At 27.0% G+C, this 23505-nt stretch carries 24 protein-coding genes; 14 read left to right on the top strand and 10 right to left on the bottom strand.

Translation table 11 applies throughout. The features are described from left to right. The first annotated feature begins 198 nt into the window (after positions 1 to 198). From ACTT9U_RS02520 to ACTT9U_RS02565, 10 genes are all read left to right on the top strand, one after another. Positions 199 to 1200, top strand: coding sequence for a uroporphyrinogen decarboxylase family protein (locus ACTT9U_RS02520; RefSeq protein ID WP_440931619.1), 1002 nt, complete (start codon positions 199 to 201; stop codon positions 1198 to 1200). Beyond that, on the top strand, positions 1201 to 2235 hold the full coding sequence (gene hemH / locus ACTT9U_RS02525) for a ferrochelatase (protein ID WP_440931620.1): 1035 nt from the start codon (positions 1201 to 1203) through the stop codon (positions 2233 to 2235). Beyond that, the gene (hemJ, locus tag ACTT9U_RS02530) at positions 2228 to 2659 is read left to right on the top strand and encodes a protoporphyrinogen oxidase HemJ (protein ID WP_440931621.1); all 432 of its coding nucleotides are present in this window, start codon (positions 2228 to 2230) and stop codon (positions 2657 to 2659) included. Before hemH ends, hemJ begins: the two co-directional genes overlap by 8 nt. Before the next feature lie 65 nt (positions 2660 to 2724). Next, positions 2725 to 3993: a transcription termination factor Rho gene (gene rho, locus ACTT9U_RS02535; RefSeq protein WP_440931622.1), complete on the top strand. Its 1269-nt coding sequence runs from the start codon at positions 2725 to 2727 to the stop codon at positions 3991 to 3993. 2 nt (positions 3994 to 3995) lie between these two features. Then, positions 3996 to 5651, top strand: a complete 1656-nt coding sequence (locus tag ACTT9U_RS02540) for an O-linked N-acetylglucosamine transferase, SPINDLY family protein (protein ID WP_440931623.1) — start codon at positions 3996 to 3998, stop codon at positions 5649 to 5651. A gap of 186 nt (positions 5652 to 5837) precedes the next feature. After that, positions 5838 to 7172 (top strand): tRNA uridine-5-carboxymethylaminomethyl(34) synthesis GTPase MnmE, encoded by a 1335-nt coding sequence (gene mnmE / locus ACTT9U_RS02545; RefSeq protein ID WP_440931624.1) that lies wholly within the window; start codon positions 5838 to 5840, stop codon positions 7170 to 7172. Positions 7173 to 7241: 69 nt separating this feature from the next. Further along, entirely contained in the window at positions 7242 to 9113 is a 1872-nt protein-coding gene (gene mnmG, locus ACTT9U_RS02550) for a tRNA uridine-5-carboxymethylaminomethyl(34) synthesis enzyme MnmG (RefSeq protein WP_440931625.1), read from the top strand. Next, positions 9114 to 9755, top strand: a complete 642-nt coding sequence (gene rsmG / locus ACTT9U_RS02555) for a 16S rRNA (guanine(527)-N(7))-methyltransferase RsmG (protein WP_440931626.1) — start codon at positions 9114 to 9116, stop codon at positions 9753 to 9755. Continuing rightward, entirely contained in the window at positions 9752 to 10546 is a 795-nt protein-coding gene (locus tag ACTT9U_RS02560; RefSeq protein ID WP_440931627.1) for a ParA family protein, read from the top strand. The genes rsmG and ACTT9U_RS02560 overlap by 4 nt, the downstream gene beginning before the upstream one ends. Then, positions 10546 to 11388 carry a ParB/RepB/Spo0J family partition protein gene (locus ACTT9U_RS02565; RefSeq protein WP_440931628.1) on the top strand — a complete coding sequence of 281 codons (843 nt, stop codon included), beginning with the start codon at positions 10546 to 10548 and terminating at the stop codon, positions 11386 to 11388. Before ACTT9U_RS02560 ends, ACTT9U_RS02565 begins: the two co-directional genes overlap by 1 nt. Here ACTT9U_RS02565 and holA read toward each other — a convergent pair. The 4 genes from holA to ACTT9U_RS02585 are packed head-to-tail and all read right to left on the bottom strand — an operon-like array spanning position 11360 to position 15966. After that, positions 11360 to 12364, bottom strand: a complete 1005-nt coding sequence (gene holA / locus ACTT9U_RS02570; RefSeq protein WP_440931629.1) for a DNA polymerase III subunit delta — start codon at positions 12362 to 12364, stop codon at positions 11360 to 11362. The two genes, ACTT9U_RS02565 and holA, sit on opposite strands and share 29 nt — an antisense overlap. Continuing rightward, entirely contained in the window at positions 12354 to 12812 is a 459-nt protein-coding gene (locus tag ACTT9U_RS02575) for a hypothetical protein (RefSeq protein WP_440931630.1), read from the bottom strand. The genes holA and ACTT9U_RS02575 overlap by 11 nt, the downstream gene beginning before the upstream one ends. Before the next feature lie 3 nt (positions 12813 to 12815). Then, positions 12816 to 15359, bottom strand: coding sequence for a leucine--tRNA ligase (gene leuS, locus ACTT9U_RS02580; RefSeq protein ID WP_440931631.1), 2544 nt, complete (start codon positions 15357 to 15359; stop codon positions 12816 to 12818). A gap of 19 nt (positions 15360 to 15378) precedes the next feature. Beyond that, the gene (locus ACTT9U_RS02585) at positions 15379 to 15966 is read right to left on the bottom strand and encodes a DUF3576 domain-containing protein (RefSeq protein ID WP_440931632.1); all 588 of its coding nucleotides are present in this window, start codon (positions 15964 to 15966) and stop codon (positions 15379 to 15381) included. 210 nt (positions 15967 to 16176) lie between these two features. Here ACTT9U_RS02585 and ACTT9U_RS02590 point away from each other — a divergent pair, with 210 nt between their 5' ends. Continuing rightward, positions 16177 to 17193 carry a hypothetical protein gene (locus ACTT9U_RS02590; protein WP_440931633.1) on the top strand — a complete coding sequence of 339 codons (1017 nt, stop codon included), beginning with the start codon at positions 16177 to 16179 and terminating at the stop codon, positions 17191 to 17193. A gap of 54 nt (positions 17194 to 17247) precedes the next feature. Here ACTT9U_RS02590 and ACTT9U_RS02595 read toward each other — a convergent pair whose 3' ends face one another. Together ACTT9U_RS02595 and ACTT9U_RS02600 are read right to left on the bottom strand one after the other, a co-directional pair. Continuing rightward, on the bottom strand, positions 17248 to 18807 hold the full coding sequence (locus tag ACTT9U_RS02595; RefSeq protein WP_440931634.1) for a tetratricopeptide repeat-containing sulfotransferase family protein: 1560 nt from the start codon (positions 18805 to 18807) through the stop codon (positions 17248 to 17250). Continuing rightward, positions 18808 to 19347, bottom strand: coding sequence for a thiamine phosphate synthase (locus ACTT9U_RS02600; RefSeq protein WP_440931635.1), 540 nt, complete (start codon positions 19345 to 19347; stop codon positions 18808 to 18810). Here ACTT9U_RS02600 and ACTT9U_RS02605 point away from each other — a divergent pair. Then, on the top strand, positions 19342 to 20013 hold the full coding sequence (locus ACTT9U_RS02605; RefSeq protein WP_440931636.1) for a YggS family pyridoxal phosphate-dependent enzyme: 672 nt from the start codon (positions 19342 to 19344) through the stop codon (positions 20011 to 20013). The genes ACTT9U_RS02600 and ACTT9U_RS02605 overlap by 6 nt on opposite strands. Here the strand turns inward: ACTT9U_RS02605 and ACTT9U_RS02610 are convergent. After that, positions 20000 to 20491, bottom strand: a complete 492-nt coding sequence (locus ACTT9U_RS02610) for a L,D-transpeptidase family protein (RefSeq protein ID WP_440931637.1) — start codon at positions 20489 to 20491, stop codon at positions 20000 to 20002. The genes ACTT9U_RS02605 and ACTT9U_RS02610 overlap by 14 nt on opposite strands. Positions 20492 to 20494: 3 nt before the next feature. On the opposite strand from ACTT9U_RS02610, the gene ACTT9U_RS02615 reads away from it, so the two are divergent. Next, positions 20495 to 21049, top strand: a complete 555-nt coding sequence (locus ACTT9U_RS02615; protein WP_440931638.1) for a winged helix-turn-helix domain-containing protein — start codon at positions 20495 to 20497, stop codon at positions 21047 to 21049. Next, on the top strand, positions 21046 to 21150 hold the full coding sequence (gene arfA / locus ACTT9U_RS02620; protein WP_440931639.1) for an alternative ribosome rescue factor ArfA: 105 nt from the start codon (positions 21046 to 21048) through the stop codon (positions 21148 to 21150). The genes ACTT9U_RS02615 and arfA overlap by 4 nt, the downstream gene beginning before the upstream one ends. Here the strand turns inward: arfA and ACTT9U_RS02625 are convergent. From ACTT9U_RS02625 to dapB, 3 genes are read right to left on the bottom strand one after another with little or no spacing between them, the layout of a single operon-like run. Further along, positions 21147 to 22073, bottom strand: a complete 927-nt coding sequence (locus ACTT9U_RS02625; RefSeq protein WP_440931640.1) for an adenosine kinase — start codon at positions 22071 to 22073, stop codon at positions 21147 to 21149. The two genes, arfA and ACTT9U_RS02625, sit on opposite strands and share 4 nt — an antisense overlap. Beyond that, a complete protein-coding gene (nth, locus tag ACTT9U_RS02630) occupies positions 22073 to 22726 on the bottom strand; it encodes an endonuclease III (RefSeq protein WP_440931641.1) in 654 nt (217 codons plus the stop codon). The genes ACTT9U_RS02625 and nth overlap by 1 nt, the downstream gene beginning before the upstream one ends. Continuing rightward, positions 22726 to 23502, bottom strand: a complete 777-nt coding sequence (gene dapB / locus ACTT9U_RS02635) for a 4-hydroxy-tetrahydrodipicolinate reductase (protein WP_440931642.1) — start codon at positions 23500 to 23502, stop codon at positions 22726 to 22728. Before dapB ends, nth begins: the two co-directional genes overlap by 1 nt. Positions 23503 to 23505 lie beyond the last annotated feature (3 nt).

Below are 23505 nucleotides of genomic sequence, written 5' to 3' on the forward strand. Positions count from 1 at the left end.
ATTTATTGAAAAATAAGGTTTTTATTCACATTTTGAAAATACTGTAAAAAAATTATACAAATACTTAATTAAATTTAAAATAACTCAAAAAATAAGGAAAAATTATTAAATAAAAGCTGAATAAAGTGTTAAGAAGTTTTAATTACCATTATTCACAATACTTACTAATAAAACTATTTAAATATATATAATTATTAAATGACACCTATTCACAAAGTAATCAAAGATAATAAAACTAGTATTAATCCTATATGGATTATGAGACAAGCTGGTAGGTATTTACCAGAATTTAGAAAAATTAGAAAACTAAATACAGATTTTATCAAACTATGTCTTAATGCTGATTTATCTTCAGAAATAACCTTACAACCTTTAAAAAGATTTGACCTTGATGCAGCTATAATTTTTTCTGATATATTAATGCTACCTTATGGATTAAATCAAAAAGTAGAATTTAAAAAAGACTTTGGCCCGTTATTGGGAGAATTAAATTTAGATGAAGCTTCAAAATTAGATGAAGTTGATTTTGTAAAAAGAGTCTATCCAGTTTATAAAGCAATAAATCAAGTAAGTAAAAATAGTTTAACAGTTAATAAAAGCACTATAGGATTTGTTGGTGCTCCCTGGACTTTATTAGTTTACATATTAAATAAACAATCACCAAAGTTAAAGTTAAAAGATAATTTTTTTAATGATGATTTTTTAATAAATAGAATTTTATTTTTAATTGAGAGATTTTTAAAATTACATATTAAGAATCAAATAGATAATGGTGCTGAAGTAATACAAATTTTTGATAGCTGGGCAGGCCTATTAGAAGAAAAAGATTTACCTAATTATGTATATATTCCTACTTTAAGTTTAGTAGATTATGTTAAAAGTTTAAAAGTGCCCGTAATTTGTTTTCCTAGAGGTATAAAAAATTACAGAAATTATTGTGAAATTGTAAAACCAGATGCTATTTGCATTGACTATGAAGTAGATCCATTAAAAATTTTAAATGATATAAAAATTCCAATTCAAGGAGGTATGAATCCTAAAATTTTATTAACAGATAAAGATAATATAAAAAAAGAAGCAAAAAAATATTTAGATATTTTTAAAGATCATCCATATATCTTTAATTTAGGACACGGAGTTTTACCCGAAACAGATCCCAATATGATGGATTATTTAGTTAAATTTGTAAAAGATTATTAAATGAAAAAAGCTGTAATATTATTTAATCTTGGTGGACCTGATAAATTAGAAAATGTTGAACCATTTTTATTTAATCTCTTTTATGATCCTGCAATATTAAATTTACCTAAATTTTTAAGATATCCTCTTGCAAAATTAATATCAAATAAAAGAGCTCCAATAGCTAAAAAGATATATGAAGAGCTTGGTGGCGGATCTCCAATTTTAAAATTAACTTTAGATCAATCAAACTCATTAGAAAATAAATTAAATAAAGAAGATGAAAGTAATCAATATAAATGTTTTATTGTTATGAGGTGTTGGCATCCAAGAGCTGACAGCGTCATCAAAGAAGTTAAAAATTTTGACCCTAAAGAAATAATATTATTACCTTTATATCCACAATATTCAGCTGCAACATCTGGGTCATCAATAAAGGAATGGAAAGTTGTATGTAAGAAAAATGATTATAAAGTTAAAACATCTACGATTTGTTGTTATCCAACGGAAGCAAATTTTGTTAACGCGCACATAGATGAAATTAACAAAAAAATTAAAAATTTGACTAATTATAAATTAATTTTTTCTGCCCATGGTTTACCAGAAAAAAATATTAAAAAAGGAGACCCATATCAATGGCAAGTTGAACAATCTGTTAATGAAATTGTAAATAAAATAAATATCAAAAATTTAGATTGGATTTTAAGTTATCAAAGCAGAGTTGGACCATTAAAATGGATCGGACCATCTACAGAGGATATTATTATTGAAAATTCAAAAAAAGGAAAAAAGATTGCATTAGTGCCAATAGCTTTTGTATCTGAACATTCAGAGACACTAGTAGAGCTTGATATAGAATACAAAGAACTAGCAGATAAAAATGGCTGTGTTGAATACGTTAGAATTCCTGCTCTTGGGATTAATAATAACTTTATTTCATCTTTATCTCGTTTAATAATCAATAAAGAGGACAATAAACTTACAGATGATTTATTTCCTCCTAAAATTCAATGCCCAAGAAACTTCAAAAAATGTCCTTGTTTGAATCATGAATAGTTATTTATTATTTAAAAGTTTGCATTTAATTGCAGTTATATCTTGGATGGCAGGACTATTATATTTGCCCAGGATTTTTGTTTATCATTCAGAAAATAGTAACGAAATTGTTGTTTCAGTTTTTAAGACAATGGAAAGAAAATTGTTTTATTACATAATGATGCCAGCAATGTCTTTAAGTTGGCTATTTGGATTAGTATTAATTTCTTTAATAGGCTTTGAGAACTTAGGTAATTTGTGGCTACAGCTAAAATTAGTATTTGTGATTTTACTTACAATTTATCATTTCTACCTTGGAGGATTACTTAAAAAGTTTAGCATGGACCAAAATCAAAAATCTTCAAAATATTACAGATATATCAATGAAATTCCAACAATACTCTTAATATTCATTATTTTTATAGTTATATTTAAACCAATCTAGGGTTGATATTTAGAAACAATCATTTATATTAACATCATCTCATTAATAAAACCCCCCTTTACAATATGAATATCCAAGAACTAAAACTAAAATCATCTGAACAATTAATTACACAAGCAGAAGAGCTTGGGATTGAAAACGCAAGCACATTAAGAAAACAAGAAATACTTTTTGCCATTCTTAAAAAAGTTGCTGAAAAAGAGGAAATAACAGGTGCTGGAGTTTTGCAATTATTACAAGATGGATTTGGGTTTTTAAGAGCAATGGAGTCTAATTATTTGCCTGGTCCGGATGATATATATGTGAGTCCAAGTCAAATAAGAAAATTTGGTCTTAGAACTGGAGATACTGTTGAAGGGCCTGTAAGAGCCCCTAAAGAGGGAGAGAGATATTTCGCACTTTTGCAAGTAAGCAAAATTAATTTTGAAGAACCTGAAAAATCTAGACACAAAATTGCATTTGATAACCTAACACCCCTCTATCCAGATCAACAATTGGTAATGGAAATAGAGGCTGTTAAACCAGATAAAAAACAAGATCTTACTCCAAGACTAATTGATTTAGTGAGTCCAATAGGAAAAGGTCAAAGATCCATAATCATATCACCTCCTAAAGCTGGTAAAACGATGATTTTACAAAGTATAGCAAACTCAATAGCAAAAAATTATCCCGAATGTTATTTGATAGTCTTGCTTATAGATGAAAGACCAGAAGAAGTAACTGATATGCAAAGAACTGTTAAAGGTGAGGTTATTAGTTCTACTTTTGATGAACCAGCCCAAAGACACGTTGCTGTTGCAGAAATGGTAATAGAAAAAGCAAAAAGATTAACTGAGCATAAAAAAGACGTTGTTATCTTATTAGATTCGATCACGAGATTAGGCAGAGCATATAATGCTGTTATTCCAAGTTCTGGTAAAGTTTTAACTGGTGGTGTTGATGCTAACGCCCTTCAAAGACCAAAAAGATTTTTTGGTGCTGCAAGAAATATAGAAGAAGGCGGTTCTCTAACTATTATTTCAACAGCTCTTATTGACACCGGAAGCAGAATGGATGAAGTTATATTTGAAGAATTTAAAGGAACAGGTAATAGTGAAACAGTTCTAGATAGAAAAATTGCAGATAAAAGAATTTACCCTGCAATTGATATTACAAAATCAGGAACAAGAAGAGAAGAACTTTTGTTTGAAAAAGACGATTTGCAAAAAATGAATGTTCTTAGAAGAATAATTGCCCCAATGGGCACAATGGATGCCATTGAATTTATTAGCTCTAAACTGAAAGACACAAAAAATAATTCTGAATTTTTCAATTCGATGAATAAACCTGCATAAAAATGCAAATTACAGACGAGTTAATTTTAAAACTCCAAAAACTTATTAACTCCAAACAGTTTTCTATTTTAGAATTTGAAATTGAAAGCTTGGGTGAAATTGAAAAATTACCTAACAATATCTTAATGATTTACGCTTGTTGTAAAGCCATGAAAAAACACACAACAAAAAAAGAATATATAAAAATTTCTTATTATTTCGATAAAATTTTTTGTTCTCAGCCGGAAAATATTGAAGCTTTTTACAATCTAATTAAATCTAGTTTAACTTCACAGCATTTTGAGTTTTTAAAAAAACATATTTTTAAACAGTATGAAAAAGATCCAAAAAATAAATTAATTTTAGAAGCCTTGTATATAATGCATTACTATTTGGGTGATATGGAGCTTGCATCTAGATATTATAAAGAATTTCTTAACTTTAATCCAAAAAATATAAAAGCATGGACCGAATATCTTGGAGGACTTTTGTACCATGATGATTTATCACAATTAGATTACCTTAATGAATGTAAAAATTTATCAAACTTAATAAAGAAAAATGATCAAAAATTTAGAATAAAAAAATCAAATAAAATTAGACTTTGTTTTATTTCTCCCGATTTTTCTGATCATCCAGTTGCTTTCTTTTGCAAAGATTTATTCAAAAAGATCGATAAAAATAAATTTGAGTTGATTGCACTAAGCAATAAAAAAATAATAAACCACGATAAGACCACTGACGAAATAAAATCAAATTTTTCAATTTGGAAAGATGTATATGAAACGAAAGACGAAGATTTGGTTAAACTAGCTTTAGATTTAAAATTAGATATTTTGATTGATTTATCTGGTTTTACAACAAGAAATAGGATTTCAGTTACCGAGCATAGAGTTGCTCCCATTCAAATATCATGGTTGGGATATTGTAACACTTTAGGACTAAGTAATATTGATTATATTATTTTTGATCGAAATTTAGTAAGCCCTGAAGAAGAATCTTTTTATAGTGAAAAAATATTATATATGCCTAAAACATTTGCAGCACTTACTAAACCAAATGATCATGTTGAAATCAAAAATAAATTCTCTAATGATGAATTTATTTTTGGATCATTTAATAATTTAAGAAAAATTTCAAAAAAAACGTTTGATACCTGGTCTGAAATCTTAAATAAAACAAATTCTAAATTATTGTTAAGAACATCAACCCAAGATACATCTGAATTAAGAGAAAATGTTTTAAAAAAATTTAGAGATAGAAATGTAAACATAGAGCAAATTGAAATTTCAAATACAATTCTTGATAAGTATGAACATCTAAATTCTTATAATAATATTAATTTAACACTTGATCCATTTCCATTTCCCGGAGCCACAACTTCTTTTGAGTCAAATTATATGGGTGTACCAGTGCTTACACTGAGAGGAACAAATTCAATATCTAGATTTGGTGTTACAATCAATTTAAATTTAGGTCTTGATAACATGATAGCAAACAATATCGATGATTATATAGCAAAGGCTATTGATTTTTCAAAAAATAAAAAGAAATTAAAAAAAATCAGTGGAGAGAATTTAAGATCAATCATTTTAAATTCCTCATTATTTGATACAGATGATTTTACAAAAAATTTTGAGGATTTACTCGTCAATTTAGTAGAAAAAAACACACAATAATTGTACCTAAAATTATCTATTTTCTAAAAGTTATTAAAATCAAACTTTATATTTAATGATGATAAATAAAAACATAATAATGTTTAAATAAACAAATTTTCAGATTTTAGGTAAATAGCGGTTTAAACAATCACTCTTATTTCTCTTTTAAACCAATTATATTCTAATAAAATAAAAAGATTAATTATGACAATTTATGCTTTATCAACAGGAGCTAACAAATCTGGAATAGCTATAATTAGAATTTCAGGTCATAATACCAAAAACGTAGTAGCAAAGATTGCTTCAGTTAAAAATCCAAAGCCAAGAATTTCAACATTATGTGAATTAAGAGATCCAGATGATAATAAAATAATAGATAAAGGTTTAATGATTTGGTTTCCTGGTCCTAATAGTTTTACAGGAGAAGATTTAGCTGAGTTCCACGTACATGGAAGTAAAGCAGTTGTTAACGCATTACTTTTTACACTTTCAAAGTTTGAAAATTGTAGACTCGCAGAACCAGGAGAATTTACCAAATTAGCTTATGAAAATGATAAAATTAATCTCCTAGATGTTGAAGCATTATCAGATTTAATTTCCGCAGAGACTGAAATTCAAAGACAACAAGCACTTAAAATATTAAATGGAGATGCGGCAACAAAATACACAAATATAAGAAATAAATTATTAAAAATTTTATCTAATATTGAGGCCAAAATAGATTTTCCAGATGAAGATTTACCTGAGGATATTTTAAAAAATATTAAACTAGAGACACAAGAAATTATTAAACTTATACAAGATATCTTAAACGATGGTCGTATCGGAGAGAAAATTCGTGATGGTTTTAAGATTTCAATTTTGGGACCTACAAATGCTGGCAAATCCTCTTTGATCAATTATTTATCTAAGAGAGAAGTTGCTATTGTTTCAGATGTTGAAGGCACTACAAGAGACTTAATTGAAGTAAATTTAAATTTAGATGGATATCCAGTAATAATTACAGATACGGCTGGTTTAAGAAATACATCAGATGAAATAGAAAGTAAGGGTGTAGAATTAGCACTTCAATCAGGTAAAAATGCAGATTTAAAGATAATATTATTAGATGTAAAAAACCCTTATTTTTCAACCTTTTTAGACGACATTAATGATGAAAATTCTATTCTAGTTCTAAATAAATCTGATTTAATTGATGGAGTAATTAATCTCGAAAATTTAAAATTAAAAAAATATATCTTAGTATCTCTCAAGGAAAAGCTTAACCTTGATAATCTTATCAATGAAATTAAAAAAAGATTAAAAGATAAATTTTTAATTAACGACAATGTTTTAATTTCGAGAGAAAGACATAGATTAAATTTAGAAAAATGCATTTACCATTTAAATGTTTTTTTAGAAAACAATTCTATTAGTGAATTTGATAAAGCTGCAGAAGATCTCAGAATTGCAACAAGATATCTTGGTAAGGTTGTTGGAGATGTTGATGTTGAAGAAGTTCTTGGTAAAATATTTAGCGACTTCTGTATCGGAAAATAATAATTATTCATACAGGACTTAGTTTTTTCAGCTATTGTAAATATTTAATTGACCTATAAATTTAGTCTAATGAATAAAAATTTATCATTTGATGTTGTTGTAATAGGTGGAGGACATGCAGGTTGTGAAGCGGCAGCTGCAGCCGCGCGATTAGGGGTTAGTACAGCGTTATTTACACATGATTTTAAAACCATAGGAGAAATGTCTTGTAACCCGGCAATTGGAGGTCTTGGCAAAGGACATTTAGTTAGAGAAATTGATGCTCTAGATGGAGTAATGGGTGATGTCGCGGATAAATCAGGTATCCAATTTAGATTGTTAAATAGCAGTAGAGGTCCTGCTGTTAGAGGCCCTCGTACACAATCAGATAGGTCTTTATATAAAAAATATATGCAAGAAAAACTTGTAAATTACTGTAATTTAACGATTTTTTCTGATCCTGTAATTGAATTTATTTTTCATAAAAACAATATAAATGGTTTTTATACCAAATCTGGTTCGATTGTTAAAAGTTCAAAAATAATTCTTACAACTGGAACTTTTCTTAACGGTTTAATTCATATTGGTGATAACAAAATCCCTGCTGGAAGATTTGATGAAAAACCTACAGCTGGTTTGAGCGACCAATTAAAAAAATATAAATTTAAATTAGGTAGATTGAAGACTGGAACTCCTCCCCGACTCGATTCTCGTACAATTAACTTTAAGAATTTAGAAGAACAATTTGCAGATAATGAACCTTATTTTTTTTCGTTCTTAACAAAAAAAAATATTAACACTCAAGTTAGCTGTCACATTACTTATACAAACGAGAAGGTTCATTCAATTATAAAAAAGAATTTGGATAAAAGTGCTATGTACTCTGGTTCAATACAAGGTGTTGGTCCAAGATACTGTCCTTCTGTGGAAGACAAGATTGTAAAATTTTCGGATAAAACAAGACACCAAATATATTTAGAGCCTGAGGGATTAAATGATTTTACAATTTACCCAAACGGTATATCAACCTCTCTTCCTTTAGATATTCAACAAGAAATTTGTAATAATATCAATGGTTTAGAAAATGTAAAAATAATAAGGCCTGGTTATGCTATAGAATATGATTATGTAGACCCACGGGAGCTGTTTTTAACTCTAGAGACCAAGAAAATTAAAAATTTATACCTAGCTGGTCAAATTAATGGTACTACAGGGTATGAGGAAGCGGCTGCTCAAGGATTAGTTGCAGGAATAAATTCTGCCCTATCTGTAAAAGGAAAAGAACCTTTCATACTTGATCGATCTCAAGCTTACATTGGAGTTATGATTGATGACTTGGTTACTAAAGGGGTTGCTGAACCTTATAGAATGTTCACATCAAGGGCGGAGTATAGATTAACATTAAGAGCAGATAATGCGGATATACGTCTCACTCAGTTAGGAGTCGATATTGGTCTTATCCAAGAAGATAGAAAAAATCAATTTAATGAGAAAATAAAAAATTTACAAAAATCTTACGAATTAATGAGATCTTTAAAAATAACTCCTTCAAAAGCTGAAAAACATGGAATAAAAATTGCAAAAGATGGAATATTAAGATCTGCTGAGGAAATTTTATCAAGAAAAACTGTTAATATTATTAAACTAAGGAAAATATGGCCTGAAATACCATTTTTTAGCAATGAAATTGATGAACAATTAGAAATAAACTCTCATTATAAAGGTTATTTAAAGAAACAAAATGCGGATATATTAGCTTTTAAAAGAGATGAAAATCTCTTAATTCCTGATAATATTGATTACGATTTGTTATCTGGCTTATCAAACGAGGTAAAATCGAAATTCAAGAATATTAAACCAAAAACTCTTGGCCAAGCGCTAAGGATCGACGGCGTTACACCTGCTGCAGCTTATATTTTGTTGTCTCATGTTAAGAGAAAGTCTATTAAGCATATTGCTTAAATGGACAATAATATTCAAAAATCCTATATAGATTTGTATCCTAACAATGTTTCACGTGAAACTTGTGTTTATTTAGAAAAATTTATTGATCTTGTGGTAAAGGAGAATAAAGTTATCAATTTGATTAGCAGAGAAAATGAAAATAAGGAATATATAAGAAAAAGACATATAATTGATTCAATGCAAATAACTGATTTTATTGATTTAAATACAAAAAAAATAATTGATTTTGGTTCAGGATCAGGTTTCCCATCAATAGTATTAGCAATTATTATAAAAATTCATTCAAAAAAAACCAAAATAGAAATGTACGAGAAGAGTTATAAAAAATGTAAATTTTTAGAAAAGGTCTCTAAAGAATTAAATTTAAATACAGAAGTTATACAAAAAAATATTTTTGAGGAAAAAGATTTGAATGAAATTGTTATTACTTCGAGAGCATTTAAACCGTTGCCAATAATTTTAGATGTAGTCGAAAAAAATTATAAAAATTATAAAAATATAATTCTCTTTATGGGCAAATCAGGAAAAGAAATTTTAAAAGATACATTAAAAAAATGGAAAATTGATTATGTAAAAAAAGATAGCATTACTAGTAATGACTCATTTATTTTAAATATAAAAAAAGCACAAAGAATATGAAAATAATTTCAATCATTAATCAAAAGGGTGGTGTGGGCAAAACAACTACAGCAGTTAATTTAGCTGCAGGACTTTCACAACTAAATAAAAAAGTGCTAGTTGTAGATTTGGATCCCCAAGGAAATGCTACTACTGGGCTTGGTTTATCTAATTTAGAAGATACTGAAAATTCAATATATGGCGTTCTTAACAGTACTAAAGAATTTGTTAATGTTATTAAAAAAACAAATTTTACTAATTTAGATTTAGTTACTTCCACAGTTGACCTTTCGGGTATTGAAATAGAGACCGCAGACGATCAAAGAAGAGCCTTTATTTTAAAGGAAAAATTAGCTTATTTTATTAGCAATAATGACAAAAATTATGACTACATATTAATTGATTGCCCACCTTCTTTAAGTCTTTTGACTGTAATGGCGCTCGTTGCCTCTCATTCTCTCTTGGTACCATTGCAAACAGAGTTTTTTGCATTAGAGGGAATTACTCAGTTAATTAAAACTATCGAGAGAATTAAATCGAATTTAAATCAATCTTTAGAAATAAGAGGTATCCTGTTAACCATGTATGATAAGCGTAATAAATTATCATCAGAGGTCGAGAGTGAAGCAAGAAAGTATTTTCAAGACAAAGTTTATAAAACTGTGATACCAAGAAATGTAAGACTTTCAGAAGCACCATCACATGGCGTGCCAGTTTTGATGTATGACAAAACATGTCCTGGAAGTAAATCATATTATAACTTTACAGATGAATTTCTTGATCAAGAAAACAATATGGAAAATGTTGCTTAATGAATAAAATAAAAAAAGGGTTGGGTAGAGGATTGTCCTCTCTGATAGGAGAAAGTAAGAAGGATACTTCCAGCACAAATAAAATTTCTGTTAATTCGTTAGTACCAAGCAAGTTTCAACCTAGAAAATACTTTGATGAAGAAAAGTTGAACGATTTATCAAACTCTATAAAAGAGAGAGGAATATTGCAGCCAATAATTGTAAGAAAATCTGAAAATTTTACAGATAAATATGAAATAATAGCAGGGGAAAGAAGATGGCAAGCTGCTAAAAAAGCTGAAATAAATGAAGTACCTGTTGTTATAACAGATGTTGATGATCTTAAGTCATTAGAATTTGCGATCGTAGAAAATGTTCAAAGAGATGATCTTAATCCATTAGAAGAGGCAAAAGGTTATCAAAGATTGATAGATGAATTTTCTTATGATCATGAAAAAGTTTCAAAAATTATTGGAAAGAGTAGGAGTTATATTACTAATAGTTTAAGATTATTAAGTCTTCCAAATGACATTCTTACTTTAGTAGAGGAGAGAAAAATTACAGCAGGTCATGCTAAAATTTTAGTAGGTTTAGAAAATGCAAGTTTTATAGCTAATAAAATTTATAATAAAAAGCTTTCAGTAAGGCAGGCAGAAAATTTTGTAAAAATTTTTAAAAAAACAAAAAAAATTAAAAACATTAAAGATCCAAATATTAAAGATTTAGAAGAGGGCTTAATTAGTAAGATTGGTCTTAGTGTAAAAATTCAAAATAAAAAAAATAACAAAGGTACGATATTGTTTGAATATAAAGATCTCGATCAATTGAATAAAATTATCGAGATTTTGAAGAACTATTATTAGTTTTCAAAGTTTCAAAAATAAAATTTAAAAGTATATTTTTCGAATTTTTTTGATTAGCTTTAATTAGATATTCAGTTTTATTAATTTTTTCTAGCAAATAAAATAATGATTTATTAGACCATTTAGAGAGCTGCTCTTTTATGACCGGTTTCTCTTTCCAAAAAATTGGTGGTTTAAAGTGAGTAATTAAATTTTCAATATTATCATCTTCGTTATTTCTAATTGTCAAAAGTTTTTTAACTTTACTAAGAAATGTTCGAACAATGATAATCATGTCTTCTGTGTAAAAATTATTTTCATTCAATAAAAAAATCGTTTTTCTCTCATTTTTTAGTAAACAATAATTTACAAGATCTGATATATTTAATTCTTCATTAGAATTTAAAAGTATTTTAAGTTCATCTAATTTAATGTCAGATTTATTGATTAAATAAGGTTCAATTTTTTTTAATTCATTCTGTAACATTTTTCTATTTCCAGATGACTTGTTTATGATTAAGTTTATTATTTCTTGAGAAGTTTTTATTTTATTCGTTGCGAAAAATTGTTTAACTAAATTTTCTAAAGTTATTATTTTGTCTTCGTAAAATGCTGTACAAACTAAGTTTTTATTCGTTTCAAACAAATTTCTAATTTTTGTTTTTTTATCAAGCAAACCTGCATTTAAAATAAAAGTAATATCAATAATTTTTTTTTCTATAATTTGCTCAATTATATTAAATAATTTATTTGTTACATTATTGATTAAGATTATTTTTTTATTTTCAAAAAATGATTTTGATGTAATTTCATCAAAAAAAGCTGAAATATTTTTTAATACATCAACTTCACTTATACTTTTAAAGCTAGCATCTTTCTGATTTTTAAACTTTGATTGAATGATTTCATCTTTTAGACCTTCGTTTATTCCATAAAACAAATAAAAGTTATAATTATCAATAATATTTTTATTGATTTGAAATTCTTTAATTATCATTATTTAGGCTCAGATATAGGATTATTTCATCTGATATTTCACTTATTAAGTTTTCTTCTATTGATCTTTCGTATTTAAGTAACTCAAATTTATTATCTCTATTATTATAAGTAAAATTTTTCTTAAAATTCCTATCTAAAATAATTTCATCATCATCTAAGATAGAAATTTTAACGCTTAAAACCATCATAAAACCAGTAGTAATATTTGAGCTATTTTTTGATATAGAAGTTTTTTCTATTAAACTATCTAAAATGATTAAGTAATTATTTTTATTATTAGTTTTAATATTCAAACTATTTTTTATTCTTTCACCTATTTTTTGACTACCTTTTAATTCAATTTTTTTTATAGATTGAAAAATAGAATTTTCATTTGAAAGATATATTGGACTAAAACCACAATTTGTTACAAAAATAAAAATTAAAATTAAGGTTAGTTTTTTCATTTATTATTTAACTATTAAGTTTAAAATTTTATTTTTAACATAAATTACTTTAAAAATATCTTTATTATTTAAGTGATTTGCTAAATCATCCTGAGTTTTTGCTTTTTCAACAATTTCTTTTTCAGTTAAAGTTTCTTCAGTCTCGATTATAGATCTTTTTTTACCATTAATTTGTATTACTATTTTAATTTTTTCGGATTTTAAGTACTGATTGTCTATAGAAGGCCAAATTAATTTTTTATTTTCATCTAATTGAGATAAACACTCTGAGGCTAAATGAGGTAAGACAGGAAAAAAAAGTTTTAAAATTTTCGCATAATTTTCTTTAAAATTTTTACTTAAATCATTTACACAACATTTAGATAGAAAATTATAAGTTTCATGAAAGTTAGCTATAATCTTATTATATGAGAATTTTTCTAGATTATTATTAACATTAAAAATTAAATTATTAGTAAAAACATTAAGGTTCATATTTTCTTTATCTGAAACTTTATCATTTTTTAAAAAATTAATTGCCTTATCATGTAATAGCCAAAATTTTTGAATAAATTTAAATGCAGCTGAAATACCACCATCTGACCATTGAACATCTTTTTCTGGTGGGCTGTCAGATAAAATAAAAAATCTAACGGCATCAGCTCCATACAATTCAATTATTTTTTCTGGGTCTATGGTATTTTTTTTTGATTTTGACATAGATTCTGATGGACCTACAATGACTTTTTCTTTTTTGTTATTTTTTTTGAAAAAGTTTTTCCCATCTTCCGTAAAAATTTCTTCAGGACTTAGCCAGTTGTTATTTTTGTCTTTATAAGTTTCATGACAAACCATACCTTGAGTAAAAAGTCCTTTAAAAGGTTCATTAAAATTTAAATTATTTTTTTGATAGTCAATAGCTCTTAGAAAAAATCTTGAGTATAATAAGTGTAATATTGCGTGCTCTACACCACCTATGTATTGATCAACTGGCATCCAGTACTTAATTTCTTCTTCAGTAAATTCTTGATTAGTATTTTTTGGTGAACAGAATCTTAAGTAGTACCACGAGGAATCTACAAATGTATCTAATGTGTCAGTTTCCAAAGTACACTCTTCTCCGTTAATTTTTATTTTTTTCCAATCATTTTGATAATCTAATGGATTGCCTTGAGTTTTTAATTCAATATTTTCAGGCAACTTTACTGGTAGCATTTCTTCAGGAACTTTTGTTGGATTGCCTTTTTGATCATAGGCTATTGGGATTGGACATCCCCAATAACGTTGTCTAGATATACCCCAATCTTTTAGTCTGAAGTTGGTTTTTCTTTTACCTAATTTTTTTTCTTCAATTATTTCAATTGTTTTTATAATGGACTCGTTTGGTACTTTTAAACCATTTAAGAAATTTGAATTAAATAATACTCCTGATCCAGTATAAGCTTCAGATACAACAGAAAATGTATCATCTTCATCCTCTGGTTTTACTACCGTTTTAAAATTTATTTTATATTTATTTGCAAAATCAAGGTCTCTTTGATCGTGTGCTGGACAACCAAATACTGCTCCAAACCCATAATCCATTAAAACAAAATTTGCAAAATAAACTGGTACTTTTACAGCTTTATCTAAAGGATTTACTGCCAATAAATTAGTTTTAAAACCAATTTTTTCTGCTTGAGCTATAGATTCTTCTGTGGTTCCTACTTGCGCACATTGTTCTTTGAATTCAATAAATTTCTTATCATCTTCATAAAATTTGGAAATTGGGTGATCTGCTGAAACTGCTAAAAAAGAAAATCCAAATAATGTATCTGGTCTAGTAGTGTAACATTTTATATTATTAATTTCTGGATTACCTTTAATTTTAAAATCAATTTCACAACCAAAAGATTTACCAATCCAATTTTTCTGCATTGTTTTGACTTTGTCGGGCCAACCATCGAGAGTATCTAGAGCATCAAGAAGATCATTTGAAAATTTAGAAATATTAAAAAACCACTGATTTAGTTTTTTTCTCTCAACAGCAGCACCTGATCTCCATCCCTTACCATCAACAACTTGTTCATTAGCTAAGACAGTTTTATCAACAGGGTCCCAATTAACGTAATTTTCTTTTCTATAAACAAGTCCTTTATCATAAAAATCTAAGAAAATTTTTTGTTGGTGTTTGTAGTAGTTAGAATTACATGTAGAAATTTCTCTATCCCAATCAATAGATAATCCTAATTTTTTTAATTGAGATTTCATAGTTTCAATATTTTTTTCAGTCCATTTTTTTGGGTCTAAATTATTTTGTCTAGCAGCGTTTTCTGCTGGCATACCAAATGAGTCCCAACCCATTGGGTGAAGTACATTAAATCCTTGCATACTTTTGTATCTAGCAAGGACATCTCCAATTGTATAATTTCGTACATGGCCCATGTGTATTTTGCCAGAAGGATAAGGAAACATTTCAAGGCAATAAAATTTCTTTTTGGATTGATCTACTTTTACTTTAAATACACCACTATCCTCCCATTTTTTTTGCCACTTATTTTCGATGATTTTAAAATTATAACGAGTCAAATAATGCCTTTTTAAATTATTAAAGCGCGTTCTTATCGTTTGGGTCAATTAAAATAATATCTTTACCACTTTCTTCTAATTGTTTTTTTCTATCACCCTTTTGGATTTTTGCTGCTCTTTTTAAAATTGCAAGTTTTATTTCTTGATTTAAATCAGTGTTAACTGGAATTACATTACATGCCTGGGACTGATTACATTTTTTTTTAAATATTTTAATTTCTATTCCATCTGCTCTGATTTCATTTGCTAAAAATTGTACAGATACTTTTAAAGACTCATTCAAATTAGATTCAGCAGAATACCAATCTGTAATAATTATCCCCCCACCATAATCAACATTAGATAGAGGGGTGAAATCTAAGATATCTAAAGTTGCTCTCCACATAGGATTAGATGAGGCAAAAACAAAATTACCACCACCATTTTTGTTTTCTCCACCAAAAACAGTTATACCTCTTCCTTCTTCAATATTTTTTTTTCTTTTTTCTTTTTCGTTGATAGGAACTTCCGAAACAGGAGCGCTTCTATACATCCCACAAGAAGAAAGAAAAATAACTAAGATAAAAATTGATAAAAGATGAAGATATTGTTTGAAAATTATAGACATTTTAAGAATATATGAATTTATATAAAATAAATGTAAATACATTGTAAAATATAAAATCAAAGAAAAATGTTGATTATATTGACAATAATAGTGACAAAAATACAACATAATTGAATTTTTTTGATGATAAAATTGATAATATGACAAAATTAAAGGCTTTTTTGCTACAACGTCTGCGTTGTTTAAACAATTTAACAAAAAGGATAAATTATGAACAATTTAAAAAAAATCGGTTTATCTGCATTAGCTGGCTCTTTAGTAGCTGTATCTGCAAATGCTGGTGAACTTGCTGTAAGTGGTTCTGCTGAATTCACATACACAAACAAAGATGGATCTACAGGTTCTGGTAACAATCTTACTGGTAACCCGTATGGTGCACAACAAGCTATCTCATTCACAGGTTCTGGAGACGTAGGATTTGGTGAATTAACAGTAGTAAGAACGTTAAATGATGATGGTTCATCAAACGCTACTTCATACTCTACATTAGATATGGGTGATATGGGTACAGTATCTTTCGATTCAAATGGTGGTGGATTAGTTGGTCTAGGTGCTAACGATGATATCCTTCCAACTGCATACGAAGAAATTTGGACAGGTACTTCATCTTCATACATCTCTGGTGCAAACAGTAACAACACATTAGGTTATGCTAACACTATTGGTCCAGTATCTTTCTCAGCTGGTTACCAAAAAGATGGTGCTACAGCTAACCAATCTGAAAGCTCAGCTTCAGGCGCTGGTGTAACTGGTTCATCTACTTCATACTACGCTTCAGTAGATATGGGAGCTTTATTAGGTGTTGACGGTTTAACAATTGGTGCTGGTGCATCTGAGTCTACTCAGAACACAACATCAACTTTAGATGCTGACACTAAATATGTTTCTGGTAACGTTAACTACTCATTAGGTAACGTATCTATAGGTTACAGACAAGGTCAGAAAAATGATGGTACTGCAGCGACAGCGTCGACTAAAGTAAGTGCATACTCTATTGCTTTCAACGTAAATGAAAACTTTGCTGTTTCTTACGGTGAGCAAACAGCTGAAAGAGATGCTATCGGTTCAACTACAACAACTGTAGATGAAGAAGTAACTGGTTTAAATGCTACTTACACAATGGGTGCAGCATCAGTTAGAATCTTAAACTCTGTATCTGATAATGATAATTTCACATCAGCTGCTGAGCAAGAGCACACTGAAATCAGTTTAGTATTATCATTCTAATTTAATTAGAATTTAATATTTATAGAAACGGCCCCTAAATGGGGCCGTTTTTTTTTATTTGAGCTGATTGAAAAAATTATTTAAATATTTTTCAAAATTTTGATTATTATTTATAGAGCTTTTATATATAGGTTGTCTTGCTTGATTTATACTAACAGTTTTGATTGGTCGTTTATTGTTATAAAATTCAATGCAATTTTGTTCAAAATCAACATCACAAAAATCTAATAATTCTTTTATTTTTGTTTCTGAATTACTGATTAAATTTTCATACTTAACTGTATAAATTGATGAAGCATAATCTTTATTCCAATATGACATAACCTTTTTATAATGTTTGTAATATTGAACTATTGTATCAGTGTTATAGCTCCAATTTATATCGCCATCGAAAAGGTTTTTATAAATTGACAAGCAGTTATCTCTTGGATTTCTTTCACAATGAATAAATTTAGCATTTGGAAATACTGATTTAATTATTCCAATCCACATAAAGTTTTGAGGAGTTTTATCTGTAAATATTGACTTATCTCCATTATAAAATCTTTTAATATGTTTATGGAACACACTGTTAATAGTTTTTAAATTATCAATATTCTCTAATTTATCTTTTTCAAATTTATTTTCTCTTGTTAAATTTTTTTTTATTAAAAGTTCTAAAATAGTTAATTCTCCACCACCATAAACTTTTGAATGTGATGCAAGAATTTGTTCAACTAAGCTTGTCCCAGATCTTGGTAAACCAATAATAAATATCATTTTGTTATCATTGTTAGATATTTTATTTAAAGGTAACTTTGTGTTTTCTAATTTTTTTATTAGATCATGTGATAAATTAATATCTTTCATTGAGTATTCTTTTACTAATTTATATCTCAAGTCGTTTCCATTTTTTAAATGTAAATAGGAATTTTTATAATCTTTCAAATCTTCATAAGCTTTACCTAAAGCAAAATTAATATCAATTTTCTGATTTTGATTAAGATCTAAATTATCTAATCTTTCTCTCATATTTTTAAAGTGATCATTTTCATCGGTATATTTTATCATCCTATTCATTTGTCTGTCTGCTATGGTCATTTTAGGATTTAAATTTAAGATTTTATTATAGTGGAACATAGCCTTTTCGGTATTACCCAGGCTTTGATGAGTGAGACCAGCATTATAATGTGCTAAAATTAAGTTATTATCTAATTCTAAAGCTTTATCGAATAACTTTATTGCTTCGTTAAGTTTATTTAACTCATAATAAAGACTACCCAAGTTTATTGTACTTTGTATGTGATTTGGATTTTTATTTAATACCTTTTTAAAACAATCTTCAGCTTCATCAAATTCGTATAATAGCTTATGAGAATTTCCCAAATTATTTAAAGCGGCCAAATTATTCTTTTCTATTTTTATTGCAAAGTTGAAAAATTTTTTTGAATCTTCCAATTTTCCTATTTTTTGAAGACAAGAACCTGAAAGATTAAATAAGAAAGAGTTTTGAGGGTATTTTTTGTTTAATCGTTCGGTTTCTTGTAAAACATGAATATAATTGCCTGCATTATAATGTTTTAATAATACATCTACTTTAGTTTTAAATACTTCAAACTGATTTTTATCTATCATCTATAAATTATCTCTAATATATGAAATTGAGGCAAAACCAATACAATTTAACATTTTTAATTTTTTTATATTGAAATGATTAATGCCACCGAGTGCTATGTATTTCTTTTTAGTATTGTTCATTGTTAAAATATTAAATTGACTGATTGAAAGTTTTTTATTTTTTTCTGTATTTTTAAATACCGGAGAGATAACTATCTTGTCCACGTTTTGTTTCTTTTTTATGTTTATTTCTCTCAAATTATGAGCAGATCCTACTATAGAAATTTTTTTATGCCTTAAAATATTACAGTTCAGATTTTTGTTAAATGAGGGTATGTAAATGCCATCTAAATTTAATTTGTTTACTAGTTTTACGTTATTTGCCAAAAAAAATTTTATATTTAGTGATTTGCAGTATTTACTGTATTCTATAATATCTTTTTCTGTGTACGAATTGTTATAATTTCTATAAATTACAATTATATTTTTTTGTAACTTTTCTATTTCTTTTTTGCTAAATTTATTAACAAAATAATAAATTTCATAATTAATATGCATCAGTCGATTATAAACTTAAATGATATCAATAAAAAAATAAAAAATACAAAAGAAAAAAATCTTAATCTAACAAAAAAACCAACACTAATTGCAGTTAGCAAAACATTTAATATTGAAGATATAAATCCTTTGGTTGAATTTGGACATATTCATTTTGGTGAAAATAGAGTTCAAGAAGCATTAGATAAATGGATTAAAATCAAAGAGAATAATGATTCTATCAAATTACATTTAATTGGTAAATTACAGACAAATAAAGTTAAATTTGCAGTAAAGATTTTTGATTACATTCATACTGTTGATAGTATTAAATTAGCAAGAAAAATTTCAAGTGAAGAAAATAAATTAAAAAAAAAAATTAAATTATTCATTCAAGTTAATATAGGTTTAGAAGAGCAAAAATCTGGGGTAGCTGAAAATAATCTTAAAGAATTGATTGAGGAATGTTCAAGATTAAACTTAAGTGTAATTGGATTAATGTGTATTCCACCAAATGATAATAATTCCAAAACTTATTTTAAAAAAATGAGAGAATTAAGTTTAAAGTTTAGTTTAAACGAACTAAGCATGGGAATGTCTTCTGATTACATAGAGGCAATAGAAGAAGGATCAACATTTGTAAGAATTGGATCTAAAATTTTTGGAGAAAGAACTAAACAATTTTAATCTTAGTGTTTTTATTTATCATTTTTAAAAGTACCAACATGTCATTTTCTTTTAGTGCAATGCATCCACGAGTTTTTTTATAATTATTTGTTAAATGTATAAAAATAGCACTACCTTTATTTTTAATGATATTTTTAGTATTATAATTTATTACAATTACTAAATTGTAAATATCATCATTTCGGAACATTTTTTCATGTCTTATTTTTTTATCAATTAATATTGGTTTGTTATAAAATTTATTATCAGCATCATCGCACCAGCCCATATTTTTTTTAATTGGAATTTTAGATAGTTTTGTTCGAGGATTAGTAATCTTGTCTTTTCTATAAAATAATGGACCCAATGAAAAAGTTCCCTTAGGGGTTTTGAGATCACCTTCTTTTTTATTGAAACTTTTACCGTTCTTTCCAATTACACATTTAAATTTAAAATCATCTAATAAGAGGGTATTATTATTTTTTAAAATTAAATTCATTATATGAGTGTTAAAAAATTAATTATTTATAAATCCACAATTTTATTTGAGATTTTAGATGAAATTAAGGAAAATTTAAATTTTAAAATTATCGAATGCAATATTGATAAATTAGATGAATCCTATCTTTCAAATTTTGATAATTTTATAATTGTTTCTGACAAAAAAAATAATCAAAATAATTGTAAATTATTAAACATTCCTGAAAAGATAGATAAGATCTTAGAACAAATTAATATTTTATTTTTAAGTAGTAAATTCTCAAGTCAGTCAAATATAAAAATTAAAAATTATCATTTAAATTTAAATTCAAGAAAGATCACAAATATCAACAATGAATTAAATTTAACCGAAAAAGAAACTGAAATAATATTATTTATCATGAATAATAAATTTGTAAGCTTAAAAGATTTACAAAAAAAAGTCTGGAAACATATATCAGAGCTTGAAACACACACAGTAGAGACTCATATTTATAGATTGAGAAAAAAATTTTCAGAAACTTTTAATGATAATGAATTTATCAAATATGATAAAAGAGGATATTTTTTAAATTGAAAAAAAATTTAGCTGCTAAAAACTTATCAAATAAAAGATATAAACCAAAAATAGTGAAACCAAAAAAAGGTAAGGGAAGTTTTAAAAGAAAAAAGAATTAAATCCTTGCACCAATTTTCTGAATAATTTTAGATGACAATTCAGTTCCTTTTTCTAAACTTTCTTTTGTAGATAATTTATTTATTATTCCATGCAGATAACCTGCTGCAAATAAATCTCCTGCACCTGTCAGGTCTTTGATTTCTAAATTTTTGTGAGCTTCACATTCTACAACTTCATTCCCATTGATTGAGACAGCTCCTTTTTCACCTCTAGTAATGATAATATTTTTTTTTATTTGTTTGCTAAAAGAAATTATTTCTTTAAATGAGCTTACGCCTGTCAAAGATAATATTTCTTGCTCATTTGCGAAAACAATATCTAATTTATTTTTAACCAAATCTAAAAAATGGGGCTTGTGTCTTTCAACACAAAACAGATCAGATAAGGACATTGCAACTTTATTTGAATATTTTATTGCCTTATCAAAAGCTTTTTTTGGATCACCTTCATCCCACAAATATCCTTCAAGAAAAATAATTTCTGCATTTTTAATTCTCTTATCATCTACATCATTATCATTTATTTTTCCTGCAGTTCCTAAATATGTACACATGGTTCTTTCAGAGTCTGGAGTTATTAAAATTAAACAAGATCCAGTAGGAATTGGTTCTGCTTTTTTCTTATATAGGTATTCAACATTTTCTTTTTTAAGGCCTTCTTCGTATTTTTCTCCCAAATCATCATTGTTAATTTTACCTATAAAACCAACTTTATTTCCTAATTGCGATAAACCTACTACAGAATTAGCAACAGATCCGCCAGAAATAGTTTCCTCTATTTTTAATGATGATAATAGTTTTTTGAATTCGTCTTCATCAACTAGTTTCATAGTACTTTTGGTTAAAGAATTTTGAATTAAAAATTCGTCTGATACTTTGCATAAAACATCGACAATTGCGTTTCCGATTCCAAGTATTTTCATTATGGTTTTTTTGCTATAAATGGTTTTTTTCTATTAGGATAACAAGAAGTACAAATTTTACAACTTATTCCATAACAATCTCTAGCTTTGCAATATTCTCTTCCATAATAAATGATTTGAAGATGAAGTTTATTCCAATTTTTTTTTGGAAATAATCGTTTTAAATCCTCTTCTGTTTGAACAACATTTTTACCATTAGTTAGACCCCATCTTTGAGCAAGTCTATGTATGTGTGTGTCCACTGGAAATGCGGGATGACCATATCCTTGAGACATTACAACACTAGCAGTTTTATGACCAACACCCGGAAGTTTTTCTAATTCCTCAAACGTTTCGGGAACTTTTCCTTTATGATTTTCAATTAAAATCTTAGATAAGTTATAAATACTCTTTGCTTTAATTCTAAAAATACCAATTTTTTTTATTAAAGTTTCTATTTTTTTTCTACCAAGTCTAACGAAATGTTCTGGTTTATAATATTTTGGATAAATATTTTTAGTTACATTGTTGACATTCACATCTGTACATTGTGCAGATAAAAGAACTGATACAAGCAAAGTAAAAACATTTCTACTTTTTAAGGGCACTTCAATTTTAGGGTATTTTTTATTAAGTATTTTTAATACTATTTTTGCTCTTTGAGTTTCATTCATTATTTGAAATTCATTAGATCTCTCATTGAATATAAACCGGGTTTTTTTCTCATTAACCAACTTGCAGCTGATAATGCTCCTTCAGAATATAATGCTCTATCAAAAGCTTCGTGATTTAGTTTTATTACTTCTTTTCCACTAGAAAATGAAACCTCATGTTCTCCAATTATTTCTCCTTTTCTTATCGAATTGAAATTTATCTTGTTTCCATATGGAAAATTTTTCTTATTTAAAAATTTTTTTCCAATTAAATTGTAAAGGTTTTTATTTTTACCCACAGCTATACCATCACCTAACATTAATGCAGTCCCTGAAGGGTAATCTTTTTTGTGCCTGTGATGCACTTCAAAAACTTTACTTAGGTATTTTTCTCCAAGAGATTTTGATGCAATTTCAGTTAAATACATTAATAAATTTATACCAAGGCTCATATTTCCAGCCTTTAGAATTGGTATTTTTTTTGAATAAGATTTAATAACTTTTTCCTCTTTTTCTGTAAAACCTGTGGTTCCTATAACAATTCTTTTTTTTAATTTTGTGGCTATTTTTAATACTTCAAAAGTACATTTAGGAATTGTAAAATCAACTATTACATCTGTTTTTTTAAAAGCTTCTTCAGTGTTTAGCTGAGGTTTAATACTGCTAATCTTTTTATTAATAATTTTGTATTCTGTTAAACTATGAATTTTAAAACCTTTCTCTTTTTTTGCAGTTTTAATTAATTGCTGGCCCATACGGCCCATACAACCAGTTATAGTGAGGTTTATATTTTTCATAAT

This window comes from Candidatus Pelagibacter sp., from assembly GCF_052049975.1.
Taxonomy (GTDB): Bacteria; Pseudomonadota; Alphaproteobacteria; order Pelagibacterales; family Pelagibacteraceae; genus Pelagibacter.